General features: G+C 60.0%; 18 protein-coding genes. 6 read left to right on the forward strand and 12 right to left on the reverse strand.

All coding sequences use genetic code 11. The features are described 5' to 3' along the window. Positions 1-139 precede the first annotated feature (139 nt). The 6 genes from glpD to RGM2987_RS07285 form a co-directional block, all read right to left on the reverse strand. The gene (gene glpD, locus RGM2987_RS07260; RefSeq protein WP_245139426.1) at positions 140-1,678 is read right to left on the reverse strand and encodes a glycerol-3-phosphate dehydrogenase; all 1,539 of its coding nucleotides are present in this window, start codon (positions 1,676-1,678) and stop codon (positions 140-142) included. Between the two features lie 251 nt (positions 1,679-1,929). Continuing rightward, a complete protein-coding gene (locus RGM2987_RS07265; protein WP_245139427.1) occupies positions 1,930-2,664 on the reverse strand; it encodes a hypothetical protein in 735 nt (244 codons plus the stop codon). A 145-nt stretch (positions 2,665-2,809) separates the two neighbouring features. After that, on the reverse strand, positions 2,810-3,535 hold the full coding sequence (locus RGM2987_RS07270; protein ID WP_245139428.1) for a hypothetical protein: 726 nt from the start codon (positions 3,533-3,535) through the stop codon (positions 2,810-2,812). A gap of 222 nt (positions 3,536-3,757) precedes the next feature. Continuing rightward, positions 3,758-4,513, reverse strand: coding sequence for a DeoR/GlpR family transcriptional regulator (locus RGM2987_RS07275; RefSeq protein WP_039591738.1), 756 nt, complete (start codon positions 4,511-4,513; stop codon positions 3,758-3,760). 91 nt (positions 4,514-4,604) lie between these two features. Then, on the reverse strand, positions 4,605-6,110 hold the full coding sequence (gene glpK / locus RGM2987_RS07280; protein WP_245139429.1) for a glycerol kinase GlpK: 1,506 nt from the start codon (positions 6,108-6,110) through the stop codon (positions 4,605-4,607). Positions 6,111-6,187: 77 nt separating this feature from the next. Further along, positions 6,188-7,039, reverse strand: a complete 852-nt coding sequence (locus RGM2987_RS07285) for an MIP/aquaporin family protein (protein ID WP_245139430.1) — start codon at positions 7,037-7,039, stop codon at positions 6,188-6,190. A 309-nt stretch (positions 7,040-7,348) separates the two neighbouring features. Here RGM2987_RS07285 and ybaK point away from each other — a divergent pair, with 309 nt between their 5' ends. Further along, positions 7,349-7,819, forward strand: a complete 471-nt coding sequence (gene ybaK, locus RGM2987_RS07290) for a Cys-tRNA(Pro) deacylase (protein ID WP_245139431.1) — start codon at positions 7,349-7,351, stop codon at positions 7,817-7,819. Between the two features lie 162 nt (positions 7,820-7,981). Beyond that, positions 7,982-8,764 (forward strand): PhzF family phenazine biosynthesis protein, encoded by a 783-nt coding sequence (locus RGM2987_RS07295; RefSeq protein ID WP_245139432.1) that lies wholly within the window; start codon positions 7,982-7,984, stop codon positions 8,762-8,764. A 150-nt stretch (positions 8,765-8,914) separates the two neighbouring features. Here the strand turns inward: RGM2987_RS07295 and RGM2987_RS07300 are convergent, their stop codons facing one another. Beyond that, complete coding sequence (locus RGM2987_RS07300) at positions 8,915-10,024, reverse strand: ABC transporter ATP-binding protein (RefSeq protein WP_245139433.1); 1,110 nt, start codon at positions 10,022-10,024, stop codon at positions 8,915-8,917. Then, the gene (gene argF / locus RGM2987_RS07305) at positions 10,021-10,941 is read right to left on the reverse strand and encodes an ornithine carbamoyltransferase (protein WP_245139434.1); all 921 of its coding nucleotides are present in this window, start codon (positions 10,939-10,941) and stop codon (positions 10,021-10,023) included. Before argF ends, RGM2987_RS07300 begins: the two co-directional genes overlap by 4 nt. Before the next feature lie 404 nt (positions 10,942-11,345). On the opposite strand from argF, the gene RGM2987_RS07310 reads away from it, so the two are divergent. The 3 genes from RGM2987_RS07310 (at position 11,346) to grxD (ending at position 14,311) form a co-directional block, all read left to right on the forward strand. Next, positions 11,346-11,633 (forward strand): hypothetical protein, encoded by a 288-nt coding sequence (locus RGM2987_RS07310; protein ID WP_245139435.1) that lies wholly within the window; start codon positions 11,346-11,348, stop codon positions 11,631-11,633. Between the two features lie 131 nt (positions 11,634-11,764). Beyond that, the gene (locus RGM2987_RS07315; protein WP_245139436.1) at positions 11,765-13,873 is read left to right on the forward strand and encodes a molybdopterin oxidoreductase family protein; all 2,109 of its coding nucleotides are present in this window, start codon (positions 11,765-11,767) and stop codon (positions 13,871-13,873) included. 99 nt (positions 13,874-13,972) lie between these two features. Further along, the gene (gene grxD / locus RGM2987_RS07320; RefSeq protein ID WP_245139437.1) at positions 13,973-14,311 is read left to right on the forward strand and encodes a Grx4 family monothiol glutaredoxin; all 339 of its coding nucleotides are present in this window, start codon (positions 13,973-13,975) and stop codon (positions 14,309-14,311) included. A 225-nt stretch (positions 14,312-14,536) separates the two neighbouring features. Here the strand turns inward: grxD and bfr are convergent, their stop codons facing one another. Continuing rightward, entirely contained in the window at positions 14,537-15,010 is a 474-nt protein-coding gene (gene bfr / locus RGM2987_RS07325) for a bacterioferritin (protein ID WP_003178701.1), read from the reverse strand. 201 nt (positions 15,011-15,211) lie between these two features. After that, on the reverse strand, positions 15,212-15,430 hold the full coding sequence (locus tag RGM2987_RS07330; RefSeq protein ID WP_042729348.1) for a bacterioferritin-associated ferredoxin: 219 nt from the start codon (positions 15,428-15,430) through the stop codon (positions 15,212-15,214). 294 nt (positions 15,431-15,724) lie between these two features. Between RGM2987_RS07330 and RGM2987_RS07335 the strand changes: the two genes are divergently transcribed. Beyond that, positions 15,725-16,327: a peroxiredoxin gene (locus RGM2987_RS07335; RefSeq protein WP_106270441.1), complete on the forward strand. Its 603-nt coding sequence runs from the start codon at positions 15,725-15,727 to the stop codon at positions 16,325-16,327. 227 nt (positions 16,328-16,554) lie between these two features. Here the strand turns inward: RGM2987_RS07335 and rnt are convergent, their stop codons facing one another. Further along, positions 16,555-17,232, reverse strand: a complete 678-nt coding sequence (gene rnt, locus RGM2987_RS07340; protein ID WP_245139438.1) for a ribonuclease T — start codon at positions 17,230-17,232, stop codon at positions 16,555-16,557. Then, positions 17,229-18,275: a dihydroorotase gene (gene pyrC / locus RGM2987_RS07345; protein ID WP_245139439.1), complete on the reverse strand. Its 1,047-nt coding sequence runs from the start codon at positions 18,273-18,275 to the stop codon at positions 17,229-17,231. Before pyrC ends, rnt begins: the two co-directional genes overlap by 4 nt. Between the last annotated feature and the right edge of the window lie 64 nt (positions 18,276-18,339).

Below are 18,339 nucleotides of genomic sequence, written 5' to 3' on the forward strand. Positions count from 1 at the left end.
GTGTGTCAGCGAAAAGGAACGTCGACTGACACACCGCCTTCGCGAGCAAGCCCGCTCCCACATGGGTAGTGATGAGTTTGAGACAGCAAAAAGCCCCTGAATCGAACGATTCAGGGGCTTTGATCAAGCAAGCGAGTGATCAGGCCGCTTCGATCTTGCGCCGGTTGTGTTCGACCTTATCCAGGTACTGCTGCAGTTTTTCCTGTTCCGCCGCCGTGGTGAACAAGCCCAGCTTGCTGCGGCGCCAGAGGATGTCCTGGGCATTGACCGCCCATTCGTCGCTGCACAGGTAGTCGACTTCCAGGGTGTAGAGGCCTCCACCGATATGCTCGCCCAGGTCGGCGAGGTTGTGCACGCCTTCGAGCATGCGCCAGGTGCGGCTGCCGTAGGTGGTCGCCCAACGGCGGGCGATGTCGGTCGGCAGCCAGTCGAACTTGTCGCGGATCGCCGAGCACAGCGCCTGCGGGGTGGTCATGTTCTCGCCGCCAGGAAGCGTGGCGACTGCCGTCCAGCTCGGGCGCATCTGGGTGAAGTAGGGCGCCAGTTGTGCCATCGCCGATTCAGCCAGCTTGCGATAGGTGGTCAGCTTGCCGCCGAATACCGAGAGCAAGGGCGCTTCCTTGTCGCTGCCAGAGAGCGCCAGGGTGTAATCCCGGGTGACGGCCGACGGGTTGTCGGATTCGTCGTTGCACAGCGGCCGCACGCCGGAATAGCTGTGCAGGATGTCGTCGCGGCTGATCTGTTTCTTGAAGTGGGCGTTGACCACTTTCAACAGATAGTCGGTCTCGCCTTCGGTAATCGCGACCTTGGCCGGGTCACCGGTGTATTCGCGGTCAGTCGTGCCGATCAAGGTGAACTGGTTCAGGTACGGAATGGTGAACACGATGCGTTGGTCTTCGTTCTGAAGAATGTGCGCATGCTCGCCTTCGTAGAGTTTCGGCACGATCACGTGGCTGCCCTGGATCAGGCGGATGCCGTAGGGCGATTCCATCTTCAGGTCATCACGGATGAACTTGGCGACCCACGGGCCGGCGGCGTTCACCAGCGCCCTGGCGCGGATCGAAAACAGACTGCCGTCGGCGCGCTCCAGGTGCAGATGCCAGAAGCCATTGCTGCGGCGGGCGTTCACGCAGCGGGTGCGGGTGTGCACATGGGCGCCTTGTTCCCGGGCGGCCATAGCATTGAGCACCACCAGCCGGGCATCGTCGACCCAGCAGTCAGAGTATTCGAAACCCTTGGTGATCTCGCTTTTCAGCGGGCTGCTGGCATCGAACTTCAGACTCTTGGAGCCTGCGAGCTGCTCGCGCTTGCCGAGGTGATCGTAGAGGAACAGGCCGGCGCGGATCATCCAGGCCGGACGCAGGTGCGGGCGGTGAGGCAGGACGAAACGCATTTGCTTGACGATGTGCGGAGCCTTGGTCAGCAGCACTTCGCGCTCGGCCAGGGCTTCGCGCACCAGGCGGAACTCGTAATGTTCAAGGTAGCGCAGACCGCCGTGGATCAGCTTGCTGCTGGCCGAGGAGGTATGGCTGGCCAGGTCATCCTTTTCGCACAGGAACACCGAAAGACCGCGCCCGGCAGCGTCCGCGGCAATCCCCACGCCGTTGATACCACCGCCAATGACGGCGATGTCGTAGATCTCGGCGAGAGGGGGCGTAGGCAAGGTAGAAGTGGGCATCGGCTGGCCTCGGGCTTTTTTCGTAATATTTGATTTCGAACATTAATGTTCATTTGCGAAAATACTAGCCCAGAAAGACGCCAACAGCCAGTCAACTTCGATTGAAAATACTGATCAAAGGAACCTGAAAGGAAAATTTTCGAAAAATGGAGAGGCGTGGGTACCTTGTTACGGGAAACGTGAGCGTTCAGGAAAGCTTGCAAAGTGGGTACCGGCGACGCGGATAGCGCATCGCCGGCGCTTGCTCGGTGTCAACTGCGGCTGATTTGTAAGACGGCGGGAAGCGAGTGGATGAGAATGCTTTCATCATTACTCGTGGAGTAAATAATGCGGACTTCGCCGCCATCCTCGGTCAGGTCCAGAATCGAGCGGAAAATGACGACCGAGAGTTCTGGCCCCACCCCAAAGCGCTCCATATAAATCACCCTGCCGTCGCGTCCATAGCTTGTCCATCTAGCATTAACAATCACCGGTCGGGGGAAAAGAACGGTGAGTCCGGGATCGGTTATCTGGTCCGGGTCCAATAGGCCATCAGCTGCCGCGGGCACGGTAGGGGGCAGGTTCGAGGGGGTCGATGCCCAGGAGACTACAAAATACAGTCCGGTAATCGCCGACTCTTTCTTCGGGCCACCGGAGGTCGGGAAAACTTCGTAGCTGACCAGGGGGCGCGCTATATCACCTCCCGGCGGTGTACCTGGATCTGCCAGCAAAACGCTCTTGGGCACAATGAAATCCAGAAAGTGCTCCGTGTCTCTCACGGATAACTTCGCATAGTAACTGCTCGCTTCATTACTGCCTCGCCATAACAGTTGGACTGTGTCGTTTGTAGCCATTTCCGGATAGACCGCTACGCGGACCACAACTCCTGAGTCAGCAACGGCGGGCAAATCCAGTACCCCTGACTCTGGAGGGACGTCCATGACCATCGGACGATCGAGGATGTTGGCTGTTGAAAGAGGGCGTAGATCTTTCTTGGAATTCGTCATGTCAGCTCCGTACACGTAATAGTCGCGGCAGCTACTACGTGCCGTAGTCATTGTAGAGCTCCTTGGGAAGAGAATGAGTTCAGGGTATTCAGGCTAAAAGCTGATCGGCGACGTTGAAAGCGCGCCGCCGACTCTTATTCAGCTTTCAATCGCGCGTGACTTTCAGCACGGCTGGAAGGGATGTCCCAAGGATATTTTCATCATCCCCCGTGTAATAGACGATGCGTACCTCGCCACCATCCTCGGTCAGGTTCAGGACAGGGCGAAAAATGACCACAGAGAGGTCATCGCCTACCCCAAAACGCTCGCTATAGATCACCCTGCCGTCGCGTCCGTAGCTTGTCCATCTAGCCCAAAGGGCAACGAATCGAGGAAAAATAACAGTAAGTCCGGGATCGGGAATTTTGTCAGGGTCGAATTGGCCACCAATGGCAGCAGGCACGTCGGCTGGCGGGTTCGATGGGCGTTCGTTTCGATGGAAAGACAGGGAGTTGACCGCCGATTCCTTGTTTTCCCCAGAGGCTGGAAAAACCTGATAGCTGACATGAGGGCGGGCGTAATACCCTCCCGGAGGCGTCCCCGGATCTGCGCGTAGAACATTCTTGGGCACCACGAAATCGATAAACCGCTCGGGATCCCGTATCGACGACTTTGAGTAATAGCTGCTCGCATCATCCCCGCCCAGCCATGAAAGCTGGACCGTATCGTTTGCACTCATGCCCGGATAGACCGCTATGCGGACAACGGCTCCTGACTCGGCAACCGCGGTCAAATCAAGACTTCCATTCTCCGGCGAAAGCTCCATGACCATCGGGAGATCCAGTACATCGGCACCAGGAAGGTAACGCAGGTCTTTTGGCAAATTGGCCATAGTAGTAACTCCACACATTCAAGTCATGGCAGCTACTACGTGCCGTGGTCATTTGGTCAGCGCCCGCTCGGCTGGTGCGCAGCGGGTGTCCCAAACGAACGCAGGATTGAGAAGGCACAGACCCAATGTCATGGTCTGTCAGCAAATCTGGTATTCGACAGCTTGGCTATTTTCAAGCTAGCAGAGTTTTCGAGCCCGTAACGTTGGACGGATGGATGGCAGTCAAACCACTTCCAGCCGAATCTTGTGCTGGCTTAACAACTGCGCCAGGGCCGGCACCGGTTGCTGGTCGGTCACCAGGCAGTCGATCAGGCTGATGGGGCCGAGGCGGACCATGGCGTTGCGCCCGAATTTACTCGAGTCCGCCGCCAGCAACACTTGTCGGGCGTTGGCAATGATCGCCTGGGACACGCGCACTTCCTGGTAGTCGAAGTCCAGCAGGCTACCGTCCTCATCGATACCGCTGATGCCCACCAGGGCGAAGTCGACCTTGAACTGGTTGATGAAGTCGACGCTGGCCTGGCCGACCACGCCGCCGTCGCGTCGCACGTTGCCGCCGGCGATCAGGACTTCGAAATCATCCTTGGCACTGAGGATCGACGCCACATGCAGGTTGTTGGTGATGACCTTGAGATGGTTGTGATTGAGCAGCGCCCGGGCGATGGATTCGGTGGTGGTGCCGATGTTGATGAACAGCGAGGCGTGATCGGGAATCTGGGCGGCGATGGCTTCGGCGATGCGTTGCTTTTCGTCGCGCATCTGGTCGGCGCGCATGGCGTAGGCGGTGTTTTCGACGCTCGAATCATAGGCAGCGCCGCCATGGTAGCGGCGCAGCAGGTTCGCTTCCGCCAATTGATTGATGTCACGGCGGATGGTTTGCGGGGTTACAACGAACAATTGCGCCATTTCCTCGATGCTGACATAGCCGCGCTCGCGGACCAGTTCGAGGATTTGCTGCTGACGGGGAGGCAGATTCATGGGCGTCCTTAGGGCTGCCGAAATATGCCCATGATGCCGCAGGAATCGACTCCCGGCCAGTTACAGAACCTTCATCGTGCCCGACTCCGGCTTATTCAGCGTCTTCGTGGGGCTCCCAGTCGCGGGTGCGACTCACCGCTTTCTGCCAGCCGGCGTAGAGTTTTTCTTTCGCCGGCGCATCCAGTTGCGGTTCGAATTCGCGCTCGATCACCGCTTTGCCGCGTAGTTCTTCCAGGCTGCCCCAGAAACCACACGCCAGGCCAGCCAGGTAGGCTGCGCCGAGGGCCGTGGTTTCGCGCATTTTCGGGCGCTCGACCTGGGTGCCGAGGATGTCGGCCTGGAATTGCATCAGGAAGTTGTTCGCCACCGCGCCGCCGTCGACGCGCAGGGCCTTGAGGCGCTCGCCCGAGTCCTGCTGCATGGCATCGAGCACATCGCGGGTCTGGTAGGCAATCGACTCCAGCGCCGCACGAATGATGTGATCGACCCGTACGCCGCGCGTCAGGCCGAACAATGCGCCACGGGCATAGGGGTCCCAGTACGGCGCGCCCAGGCCGGTGAAAGCCGGCACCAGGTACACGCCGTTGGTGTCCTTGACCTTGTTGGCGAAGTATTCGGTATCGAAAGCGTCGTTGATGATTTTCAGCTCATCGCGCAGCCATTGCACCGTGGAGCCACCGTTGAATACAGCGCCTTCCAGGGCGTAGGCCACTTCACCACGAGGGCCGCAGGCGATGGTGGTGAGCATGCCGTGATTGGACTTGACGGCCTTGGTGCCGGTGTTCATCAGCAGGAAGCAGCCGGTGCCGTAGGTATTTTTCGCCTGGCCCGGTTCCACGCACATCTGGCCGAAGAGGGCGGCCTGCTGGTCGCCAGCAATGCCACCGATGGCGATGCCGCTCTTGGTGCGGCCATAGATTTCCGAGGATGCCTTCACTTCCGGCAACATTTCCCGGGGGATGTCGAGGATGTCGAGCATCTTCGCGTCCCATTCCAGCGAGTGGATATTGAACAGCATGGTGCGCGAGGCGTTGGTGTAGTCGGTGACGTGGACCTTGCCGCCGGTAAATTTCCAGATCAGCCAGCTGTCGACGGTGCCGAACAGCAGCTCGCCATTGCGTGCACGTTCGCGGCTGCCTTCGACGTTATCCAGGATCCATTTGAGCTTGGTCCCGGAAAAATACGGGTCGGTTACCAGGCCCGTGGTTTGGCTGATGTACGGTTCGTGCCCATCGCGCTTGAGTTGCTGGCAGATTTCGGTGCTGCGGCGGCATTGCCAGACGATGGCGTTGTAGATCGGCCGGCCGGTGGTCTTGTCCCAGACCACGGTGGTTTCACGCTGGTTGGTGATGCCAATGGCCGCGACCTGATCATGGTGCAGGCCGGCCTGGGCCAGGGCTTCGACCATCACCGCGCTCTGGGTGGCGAAAATTTCCATCGGGTCGTGCTCGACCCAGCCGGCCTGGGGGTAATGCTGGGCGAATTCGCGCTGGGCGGTGCAGACCACGTTGGCATCACGGTCGAAAATGATCGCTCGCGAGCTGGTCGTGCCCTGGTCGAGGGCAATGATGTAGTTCTTGTTCTGAATGTCGGTCATGTCGATTGCCTTGGGACGTAAATAAGGGAGGAAGCCGCGGCGCATGCTCGAATGGCAGGAGCTTGCGCCGATTTTTTTCAAGACGTTCTGGGTTTGCCGTCAATGGTCCGTTCTGCATCCTTTGTAGCCGCTGTGGCGCCAGGCAAATGGCGGGCAATCAACCCACGATAGGCGGCAGCACCGAGGCAAGCACCCACGATTGGTGCGAAAATCGGAACCAGGAAATACGGGATATCGCGTCCACCGGTGAGGGAAATTTCACCCCAGCCCGCAAAGAAAGTCATCAGTTTTGGTCCGAAGTCCCGCGCCGGGTTCATCGCAAAGCCGGTGAGCGGGCCCATGGAACTGCCAATCACCGCAATCAGCAAGCCGATCAGCAGTGGTGCGAGTGGGCCACGGGGCAGGCCATTGTTGTCATCGGTCAGGGACATGATCACGCCCATCAGGATGGCGGTAATGATGGCCTCCACCATGAATGCTTGTCCGGTGGACAATGCCGCGTGTGGGTAGGTCGAGAAGACCGAGGCCAGTTCGAGGCTGGCTTCGGTGCCGCGGATCATCTGACGGGACTGTTCGAAATCGAAGAATAAATTGCTGTACAGCGTGTAGACCAGGAACGCCCCGCAGAAAGCACCGGCGACCTGGCAAAGAATATAGAACGGCAGTTTGCGTTTTTCGAAGTCAGTGAACAGGCACAGGGCAATACTGACCGCGGGATTCAAGTGCGCGCCTGAGACACCAGCACTGAGGTAGATCGCCATGCTGACCCCGACGCCCCAGATAATGCTGATTTCCCACAAACCGAAACTCGCCCCCGCAACCTTGAGCGCTGCGACGCAGCCGGTGCCGAAGAAAATCAGCAGGGCAGTCCCCAGGAATTCGGCCAGGCATTGGCTGGAGAGGGGCGGCTGTTGTAAAGCAATAGTCATTCAAACCTCGGTTTTTGTTGTTTTGCGGCGCACCGATACTGCTCGATAGCGCAATTTCCTCCGAGGCGAACTTTTCCACCTGCGCTCGGGTTGTTGCTTGAGACCTGTGTTTTTGCTTTCAGTTTCGAAAAAATATAGACAAGAAACGCTGAAGTCAAAGGTCGAAAGTGAACCATCGGTCACATTTCAATTATTCGTCCCATGAATGACTTTTCCCGTAGGCCGCATCGGCAATGCGTTGCAAGGTCTTTTGGTGGCTGATGCCTTAGAATCCCGCCACTCTTTTTGGATTTCCTGCCAGGAGCGGTCATGACACCCGCATTGGATCTGCTTAAGAAAGCGCGCGCCGAACATCGCATTCACAGTTATGAACATGACCCCAAAGCCGCGTCTTACGGACTGGAGGCGGCGGAAAAGCTTGGGTTGGAGCCGGCGCAGGTGTTCAAGACCTTGCTGGCGGCCAGCGAAAAAGGCGAGCTGTTGGTGGCGGTGGTGCCCGTGGCTGGAAGCCTGGACCTCAAGGGCCTGGCTCACGCTGCCGGGGTGAAGAAAGTCGAAATGGCCGCCCCGGCCGCTGCCCAGCGCTCCACTGGCTATCTGCTGGGCGGCATCAGCCCGTTGGGGCAGAAAAAGCGCCTGCGCACGTTTATTGACAGCTCCGCACAGCCGCTCCCGACTATCTTTGTCAGTGCGGGACGGCGAGGATTGGAGGTTGAGCTGGCGCCGTCGGTGCTGGCGGAGCATACCGGGGCGAAGTTCGCCGATATCGGGCGGGTCTGATTCATCGGGGCTGCTTTTTTGCAGCCCAGTGGGAGCAAGCTCCCTCGTCACAACAGTGGTGGGCCTCATCCGGGGCTGTCGGGTGAAAATTCTGCGGATCTGTCACTGGATAACCCGCCCCATGCACTCCATGCTGGCCCGTCAATAACAAGGAGAAGTGCCATGCAGCTTGCGTTTCATCAGGTCGATGCGTTCAGTGACCGACCGTTCGGCGGCAATCCGGCGATGGTCTATCGGCTCGACGCCTGGCTGGCCGATGACTTGATGCAGAAAATCGCCGCCGAGCACAACCTGGCTGAAACCGCGTTTGTGGTGCGCGAAGGCCAGTATTGGCATATCCGTTGGTTCACGCCCACCACGGAAGTGCCGTTGTGCGGGCATGCCACGTTGGCCAGTGCTCATGTGCTGTTTGAGGTCTACCACGAAACGGCTGAGCGACTGGACTTCATCTGCAAATCCGGGCCGTTGAGCGTGACTCGTGAAGGCGAGCGACTGTGGCTGGATTTCCCGGTCATCACACCGGTCGAGTTGGGGACATCCCTGGCGGTCCAAAGCGCCCTTGGGGTGGATGTGGTGGATGTGCTGAGTTCCAACGAGCTGTTCGTGGTGCTGGAGTCGGAGCAGGCGGTGCTCGATTGCAAACCGGACATGGCGGCGTTGGCGAAGCTGCCATGGCCGGGCGCAATCGTCACGGCTCCGGGAAGCCGGCATGATTTTGTCTCGCGCTATTTCGCCCCGGCGATTGGCATCAATGAAGACCCGGTGACCGGTTCGACTCATTGCAGCCTGATTCCTTACTGGTCCAAGCGCTTGGGCAAGCTGGGGCTGACGGCTTATCAATGTTCGGCCAGGGGCGGGGCGCTGTTCTGTCGGCTGGAGGGGGAGCGAGTGAAGATAGGCGGAGATGCGAGGTTGGTGGCCAGTGGAACCCTTTCACTGGGCTGATCATTAGGAGGGAGCTTTTGTGGCGAGGGCTTGCTCCCGCTCGAGTGCGCAGCGCTCGCATGTTTTTTGGGGCCGCTACGCGCTGGAGCGCCAGCCCGGCCCAGCGGGAGCAAGCTCCCTCGCCACAAAAACCATCCGACAATCGACGAATCAATGGGCTGTGCTGTACCGCCGCACGCCACTCTCTGCCGCAGGCAGATGCGCCGCCGTGCTCCCTGACGCCTGGAATAACACCAGATGCTCAGCCGCCACGCGAATGCCGACACTGGCACCGACCTGGTGATCGGCATGACTTGGAAAGATCGATTCCAGTTGCGCGCCAGTCGGCAATTGCAGGCGATATAGGGTCGAGGCGCCCAAGAACGTCTTGCCGACTATTTGCGCCTGGAGCGGGCTGTCCGGGGCGTAGACGATGTCGTCCGGTCGCAGCAGCACATCTACCGCACAGCCAACGGGCCAGGTGTACGCGCGGTTGCCGCGCAGGACGCCGAGTTCGGTCTGTACCGATTCCGGGCTGTCGAGGCGGCCGCGAATGAAGTAGCCCTGGCCGATGAAGCTGGCGACAAAGGGTGTCAGCGGTTCGTGATACAGGTTGTAGGGCGTATCCCACTGCTCCAGGCGACCTTCCTTGAACACCCCGACATGATCACTCACGGCGAAGGCTTCCTCCTGGTCGTGGGTGACCAGGATCGCGCTGGTGCCACGGGCCTTGAGGATGTCGCGCACCTCATGGCTGAGCTTGCGTCGCAGCTCGCCGTCGAGGTTGGAGAACGGCTCGTCGAGTAGCAGCAGTTGCGGTTCGGGTGCCAGGGCGCGGGCCAGTGCCACGCGTTGTTGCTGGCCCCCGGACAGCTCATGGGGAAAGCGCTTGCCCAGGTTCTTCAGGTTGACCAGTTCCAGCAGTTCCTCCACCACGCGGGCCTGGTCCGGGTACTTGCGGATGCCGAAGGCAATGTTCTCGGCCACGCTCAGGTGGGGGAACAGCGCGTAGTCCTGGAAGACCATGCCGATACGGCGCTTTTCCGGTGCGAGGGTGAAGCCGGCGCGGGAGATGGTTTCCCCGGCCAGTTGGATTTCACCCTCGTGGACCGGCTCGAAGCCGGCAATGGCGCGCAGCGTCGTGGTCTTGCCACAGCCGGACGAACCGAGCAGGCAGCCGATATCACCGGCATTGAGGTGCAGGTTGAGGTTCTGGACAACCCGTTGGTCCTGGTAACCGCAGGCCAGGTTATGCAGGTTCAGCAGCAGGGAATGGCTCATGCGTGGTGATACGCCGGCTCGACCAGGAACTCCAGCAAGGCTTTCTGGGCGTGGAGACGATTCTCCGCTTGTGCCCAGGCGACCGAGCGAGGATCGTCCAGCAGATCGACACTGATTTCCTCGCCACGGTGGGCCGGCAGGCAGTGCATGAACAACACGTCGGCGTCCGCCAGGTCGAGCAGGGCCCGGTTGACCTGCAGTGGCGCGAACAGCTTGAGGCGCTTGGCGGTTTCTTCTTCCTGGCCCATGGAGGTCCAGACGTCAGTGCTCACCAGGTGCGCACCAGCTACGGCCAGCTTGGGATCGCGGACGATGCTGACCCGTTCTCCAGCCTTGGCGAGCAGTTCGGCGTTGGGGTCATAGCCTTCAGGGCAGGCGATGCGCAGTTGGAAGTCGAACTGGATCGCCGCTTCTATATAGCTGTTGCACATGTTGTTGCCGTCGCCGATCCAGGCCACGGTCTTGCCCTGGATCGAGCCACGGTGTTCGAGGAACGTCTGCATGTCGGCCAGCAACTGGCAGGGATGCAGGTCATCGGACAGGCCATTGATCACCGGCACGCGGGAGTGGGCGGCGAATTCGGTCAGGGTGCTGTGGGCAAAGGTGCGGATCATCACGGCATCGAGCATGCTCGACATGACGATGGCGCAGTCGCTGACGGGTTCGCCGCGGCCCAGCTGGGTGTCGCGCGGCGACAGGAAGATCGCCTGGCCGCCCAGCTGGATCATCCCGGCTTCGAAAGAGATGCGAGTGCGGGTCGATGACTTCTCGAAGATCATCCCCAGTACGCGGTTTTTCAAGGGCTCGAACAGTACGCCGCGATTACGCAGGTCTTTGAGCTCCACGCCTCGACGGATCACGGCGAGCAACTCATCGGGCGTGAAATCCATCAGGGAGAGAAAGTGCCTTGCGCTCATGATTGACTACCTTTTTGTAACAGACCGCAGATGCTCAAAGCCTTGTTCAAGGAAAAAACGGGCGAGACCTGCGGCAAAAGCCGCACGGGGCGACGAAAATAGGGGAAGGCGCGATATTGACATTAAATGTCGCGTCTTACCAATAGGGCTACGGTTTTTGGGGATTGCAGCGGGCGCATCCCTGGCCAGGGACGACACGTTTGGAGCCGGTTTCCGGACAGCAGCGACTCATTTGTACACTGGCGCTACGCCGCTTGGCAATCAAGCGGGGCCAGCATGCCACGCTTCGGCGCGCTGATTTGTCTGCACTGATTGGGGGTTCTACTGATCCCAGTCGGCCGTGAAACATTTCCTAATGCAAAGGCCTGGGTTATAAATGAATCCCGAGACGCAGGAGCGCCGAAATGGATTCGAAAGAGCAACAACTGATGGAACTGCTGGGGCTGACGACACGCTCCCTGACGCACCTCACCGCGTCGGTGACGTCCTTGTCGTTCGAATTGCTGCGCAGCGAAGACGAGGTCATCAAGACCGCCGGTCGCCGGATGATCGACCGCATGGCAACCATCAGTGGCGGGCTCGACGAGCATTGGCGCTTGATCGGTGAGCTGACTGGCGAGCCCATCAGCCAGGAGCAGGTGGAGACCGTCGAGGAAATCCAACTGCTGGCGCCTCCTCCCGAACATCCTTGAGAACACTGCATCGGTGGGCCTGATGCCCGGCAATTCACAGGACGAACGTCGCTGGCGCAGCCGGGAATCACGCGCCATAGTTTTGTTCCCGCGGCCGAAAGCGCCCGCCACGAACAAAACAGAGACTGGCCATGACCAAGACTCTCCACCACCGTGCGTGCCATCTGTGTGAAGCCATCTGTGGCTTGACCCTCGAAACCACCGAAACCGCCGATCAGGGCCTGACGATCACCTCGATCAAGGGTGATGCGCTGGACAGCTTCAGTCGCGGCCACATCTGCCCCAAGGCGGTGGCGCTGCAGGATATCCAGAACGATCCGGATCGCCTGCGCCAACCCATGCAGCGCGTGGGTGACGAGTGGCAGCCCATCGCCTGGGACGATGCCTTCGCCCTGGTTGCTGAACGGCTGGCGGACATTCAGGCCCGCCACGGCCAGAATGCGGTAGGCGTCTACCAGGGCAACCCCAGTGTCCACAATTATGGGTTGATGACCCACAGCAACTATTTCCTCGGCCTGTTGAAAACCCGTAGCCGCTTCTCGGCGACCTCGGTGGATCAACTGCCCCATCACCTGACCAGTCACCTGATGTACGGCCACGGCCTGCTGCTGCCGATCCCGGACATCGACCATACCGACTTCATGCTGATCCTGGGCGGCAACCCGCTGGCCTCCAATGGCAGCATCATGACCGTGCCGGATGTGGAGAAACGCCTCAAGGCGATCCAGGCCCGTGGCGGCAAAGTGGTGGTGGTCGATCCCCGCCGCAGTGAAACGGCGGCCATCGCCGATCAACATGTGTTCGTGCGCCCGGGGGGCGACGCTGCCTTGCTGTTTGGCTTGCTCAACACGCTGTTCAGCGAAGGACTGGTGCGCGACAGCCACCTGCCGGTGGATGGCCTGGAGGACGTGCGTGAAGCCGTCGCCGCATTCACGGCTGAGGCGATGAGCCCGCTTTGCGCGGTGCCGGCAGCGCAGATCCGTCAATTGGCCCGGGACTTCGCCGCCGCGCCGTCAGCGGTCTGCTACGGACGGATGGGGGTCTCGACCCAGGCGTTCGGCACGCTGTGCCACTGGCTGATCCAGCTGATCAACCTGGTCACCGGTAATCTCGACCGGGTCGGCGGCGCGTTGTGCACCGAGCCGGCGGTGGATCTGGTGGCCACCACTTCCGGTGGCCATTTCAACCGTTGGCAGAGCCGCGTCTCCGGGCGTCCCGAGTATGCCGGGGAGTTGCCGGTGTCGGCCCTGGCCGAAGAAATGCTGACCGAAGGTGAAGGCCAGATTCGTGCGCTGGTCACCGTCGCTGGCAACCCGGTGCTGTCCACCCCCAACGGGCGGCAGCTGGAGCAGGCGCTGGACGGGCTGGAGTTCATGGTCAGCGTCGATCTCTACATCAACGAAACCACGCGTTACGCCGACCTGATCCTGCCGTCGACCTCGGCACTGGAAAACGACCATTACGACACCACGTTCAATCTGTTCGCGGTGCGCAACGTGACCCGTTTCAACCGGGCGATCCTGCCCAAGCCTGAAGGGGCCTTGCACGACTGGGAAATCTTCGTCGGCCTGGCCAAGGCCTTCGCTGCCAAAACCGGCAAGGAACTCAAACCAACCATGCCTCCGGCGCAGATGATCGACCTGGGCCTGCGTCATGGGGCATATGGTGATGCTTCGCCACACAAGCTGTCCCTGGCCACCCTGTTCGACCATCCCCATGGCATCGATCTTGGCGCCCTCAAGCCCAACCTGGCGGCACGCTTGAAAACCGAAAACCAACGGATACAGGCGGCGCCTGCGGTGATACTGGCCGACCTTGCGCGCTTCGCCGCATTGCAGGCTCCCCAGCCGGATGAGCTGCTAATGATTGGTCGACGCCATGTGCGCAGCAACAACTCCTGGATGCACAACTTCCATCGGCTGGTGAAAGGCAAGCCACGTCATCAACTGCTGATGCACCCGGATGACCTTGAAAGCCGGGGGCTTGTCGACGGGCAGCGCGTGAAGGTCAGTTCGCGGGTGGGCGTCATCGAGGTCGAAGTGCAAGGCAGCCTGGACATGATGAAAGGCGTGGTCAGCCTGCCTCATGGCTGGGGGCACGCCCGGCCTGGGGTGCAGATGACCATCGCCCGTGAGCAGCCGGGTTCGAGCGCCAATGACCTGACCGATGACTGTCAGCTCGATGAGTTGTCCGGCAACGCGGCACTCAACGGCGTGCCGGTGAAGGTGGCGGCTGCGTGAATTTGTCCCTGGAGGAGACCGAGCAGGGAGCTCGGCTTTCCGTTACAATGCGCCACCGTGTCGACGACTTGAGTCGCGAAGTTTAAGCCGAGGTGCTCCGTGGATATCATCGAAACCATTAAAGACCAGATTGCCAACAATACCGTCCTGCTCTACATGAAAGGCTCGCCAAACGCGCCACAGTGCGGTTTCTCGGCCAAGGCTGCTCAGGCGGTGATGGCGTGTGGCGAGAAGTTTGCCTACGTGGACATCCTGCAGAACCCGGAAATCCGCGCCAACCTGCCCAAGTACGCCAACTGGCCAACCTTCCCGCAGCTGTGGGTAGCCGGTGAGCTGATCGGCGGCAGTGACATCATGACCGAGATGGCGGCTGACGGTTCGCTGCAAACCACGATCAAGGAAGCTGTCGAAAAAGCGGCGAACAAGACCGAAGCCTGATCCGAGGGGGCTGTTCACCACTGATTTGTGGCTGAATACGGCCCTTGTGGGAGCGGGCTTGCTCGCGAAAACGGTGTATCAGACGCAATTGATGTTTCTGGCCCACCGCTTTCGCGAGCAAGCCCGCTCCCACAGAGAATGAGTGAAGCCTGGAAATTCAGGCAATAAAAAGCCCCGCCTCTCGTTAAGAGGGCGGGGCTTTTTAGTGGCTCGCCGGCGGGAAAGTTACTCTTCGCCCATCTGCGATTGCAGGTAATTCTCAAGACCCACTTTGTCGATCAGGCCCAGTTGGGTTTCCAGCCAGTCGATGTGTTCTTCCTCGGATTCGAGAATATCTTCCAGCAGTTCGCGGCTACCGAAGTCACCAACGCTTTCGCAATGGGCGATGGCGGCTTTCAAGTCGGCGTGGCCGGTGCGTTCGATGCGCAGATCGCATTCAAGCATTTCCCGGGTGTGTTCACCGATGTGCAGCTTGCCCAGGTCCTGGACGTTCGGCAGGCCTTCGAGGAACAGGATGCGCTTGATCAGCTTGTCCGCGTGCTTCATCTCGTCGATGGATTCGTGATACTCGTGCTTGCCCAACTTGTTCAGGCCCCAATCCTCATACATGCGCGCATGCAGGAAGTATTGATTGATCGCGACCAGCTCATTGGCGAGGATCTTGTTGAGATGCTGGATGACTGTAATGTCGCCTTTCATGGTGAGGGCCTGTCCTGTAAATGGCGGTGTATAAGGCGGAGTTTGAGCCGCGTATTTACCAGTGTCAAACCTAAGTTATTGAATAATAAATGAAAATTAATCGGAATAAGAATGTTTGTGTTCCGCGTCTTGGTGCTAACTGTTTGATTTTCGGACATAAAAAAACCGGACGCTGAGTCCGGTTCCTGGAAAAGCTGTTTATCACGCGGCGGTAAATTCGACCGGGTAGGGGATCGCTGCCTGTGCCGTCTGTACCTTGGCGAGGGTTTCGCGAACCACTTCCTTGGCAAGACACGCGCATTTGCCGCATTGGCTGGCTACGCCGGTGGCCTGGCGGACTTCACGGTAGCTGCAGCAACCTTCATAGATCGCTTCGCGGATCTGTCCGTCGGTGACGCCAGTGCAGAGGCATACATACATAAGTGAGAACCGTCGCTGGTTGTGACTCAATTGAGACGGATCTTAATGTTAACGAGAATGATTGTCAAAGTGGTTTCTGAAGCCCTTGGGCTAGAGCCGTGCCGGGCTGACGAACGGTTTCTGCTGGCACTCTGGCGATTTTTCGATAACGCCCAAAAACCGTTGAAGACAGGCCAAATGCGCGGTGTATGATGGTCGGTCCTTGCAAAGCGGGTTCGTGTCACAGGGCTGTCGCCTCAAGGTGGCAGGCTGGCCCGGACCTTGTTTTCACGTTACTACACCAGGAGATATCCAATGAGCGTACTCGTAGGCAAACAAGCCCCTGACTTCACCGTTCCAGCCGTCCTCGGCAACGGCGAAATCGTCGACAGCTTCACCCTGTCCTCGGCCATCAAAGGCAAATACGGCCTGGTGTTCTTCTACCCGCTGGACTTCACCTTCGTCTGCCCGTCCGAGCTGATCGCACTGGATCACCGCATGGACGACTTCAAGGCGCGCAACGTTGAAGTGATCGCGGTCTCGATCGACTCGCACTTCACTCACAACGCCTGGCGCAACACCCCGATCAACAATGGCGGCATCGGCCAGGTGAAATACACCATGGCTGCCGACATGAAGCACGAAATCGCCAAGGCCTATGACGTTGAGTCCGAAGGCGGCGTAGCTTTCCGTGGCGCGTTCCTGATCGACGACAAAGGCGTGGTCCGTTCGCAGATCATCAACGACCTGCCACTGGGCCGTAACATGGAAGAGCTGATCCGTCTGGTCGACGCCCTGCAATTCCACGAAGAGCACGGCGAAGTCTGCCCGGCCAACTGGAAGAAAGGCGACAAGGGCATGACCGCCTCCCCTGAAGGCGTTGCCGCTTACCTGGGCGAGCACGGCGACAAGCTGTAAGCGCACAAGGCATAAAAAAAACCGGCCCTCGATGGGCCGGTTTTTTTATGGGTTCTGAAACTTTATGGGTTCTGAAGCTGGGCGCTGGTCTGTGGCGAGGGAGCTTGCTCCCGCTGGGTGGCGTAGCCGCCCCAAGATGTTGTGAGCGCTGCGCACTGGAGCGCCAGCCCGGTCAAGCGGGAGCAAGCTCCCTCGCCACAAAAGCAAAGTCTCGCGCCAGCAATGCCTCAGTCGTCGAAATCCTGCCAACCGCCCATTTCCTTCCAGCGGTTGACGATCCCGCAGAACAGCTCGGCCGTCTTCTCGGTGTCGTAGCGGGCCGAATGGGCTTCGCGGCCGTCGAAATCGATGTCGGCGGCCTGGCAAGCCTTGGCCAGTACGGTCTGGCCGTAGGCGAGGCCGGCGAGGGTCGCCGTGTCGAAGCTGGAGAACGGGTGAAACGGGTTACGTTTCATGTCCAGGCGAGCAACGGCAGCGTTGAGGAAGCCGAGGTCGAAGCTGCTGTTGTGGCCGACCAGGATCGCCCGCTTGCAGCCATTGGCCTTCAGCGCCTTGCGCACGCCACGGAAGATATCGGTCAGGGCCGTCTCTTCGCTGACGGCCATGCGCAACGGGTGATCGAGCTTGATCCCGGTGAATTCCAGGGCGGCGGCTTCGACGTTGGCGCCTTCGAACGGTTCGACGCGGAAGAAATAGGTGTGGTCGGGGAACACAAAGCCTTTCTCGTCCATGCCGATGGTGGTCGCGGCGATTTCCAGCAAGGCGTCGGTGGCCGAATTGAAACCACCGGTTTCTACGTCGACGACGACCGGCAGGTAGCCGCGAAACCGGGCGGCCATCGGGTGACGGGCGCCGCCCGAACCACCGTTGCCGTCCATTTCCTCGTCGAAATGATCTTCACTCACGCGTTTTCCTCCAGCAGGCGCCAGCGCAGTTTTTCACCGGCGCGCAGCGGGATGACAGTCTGCTCGCCGAACGGCAGGCTGACGGGGGCGGTCCACTCATCGCGGACCAGGGTAATACGGTCGGTGTTCACCGGCAGGCCGTAGAAGCGCGGGCCATGCAGGCTGGCGAAGCCTTCGAGCTTATCCAGCGCGTTGCGCTGCTCGAACGCTTCGGCATACATCTCGATGGCGGCGTAGGCGGTGTAGCAGCCGGCGCAACCGCAGGCGGCTTCCTTGGCGTGGCGGGCGTGGGGCGCCGAGTCTGTGCCGAGGAAAAACTTGGCGCTGCCGCTGGTGGCGGCGTCGAGCAAGGCTTCCTGGTGCGTGTTGCGCTTGAGGATCGGCAGGCAATAGAAATGCGGCCGGATCCCGCCCACCAGCATGTGGTTGCGGTTGTACAACAGGTGATGGGCGGTGATGGTCGCGCCGACGTTGGCCGGGGCCTCGTTGACGAACTGCACGGCGTCGCCGGTGGTGATGTGTTCGAACACCACCTTGAGCGTCGGGAAACGCTCCACGACGCGGCGCATATGCTCGTCGATGAAGATTTTCTCGCGATCGAACACATCGACGTCGCCGCGGGTTACCTCACCGTGGATCAGCAAGGGCATGCCGACCTCGGCCATGGCTTCCAGCGCCGGGAAGATCTTGTCGATGCTGGTGACACCGGAATCAGAGTTGGTGGTCGCGCCCGCCGGGTACAGCTTGGCGGCATGGACAAAGCCGCTGGCCTTGGCGTCGCGGATCTCTTCGGGCTGGGTGCGGTCGGTGAGGTACAGCACCATCAGCGGTTCGAAGCGGCTGCCGGCCGGGCGCGCGGCGAGGATACGCTGGCGATAGCCATCGGCCTCGGCGGCATTGCGCACCGGCGGAACCAGGTTAGGCATGATGATTGCGCGCCCGAAGGTGCGCGCGACATCGGCGACGGTATGGGTCAACACAGCACCATCGCGAAGATGAATATGCCAGTCGTCGGGACGCAGCAGGGTCAGGCGGTCGGACATTGGGGGGCTTCCAGGCGGGTCAAACTCTGGGGAATGCTACCGGAAAAGACCGATTCAGGCACCC

This window comes from Pseudomonas sp. RGM2987 (assembly GCF_022952855.1).
Taxonomy (GTDB): domain Bacteria; phylum Pseudomonadota; class Gammaproteobacteria; order Pseudomonadales; family Pseudomonadaceae; genus Aquipseudomonas.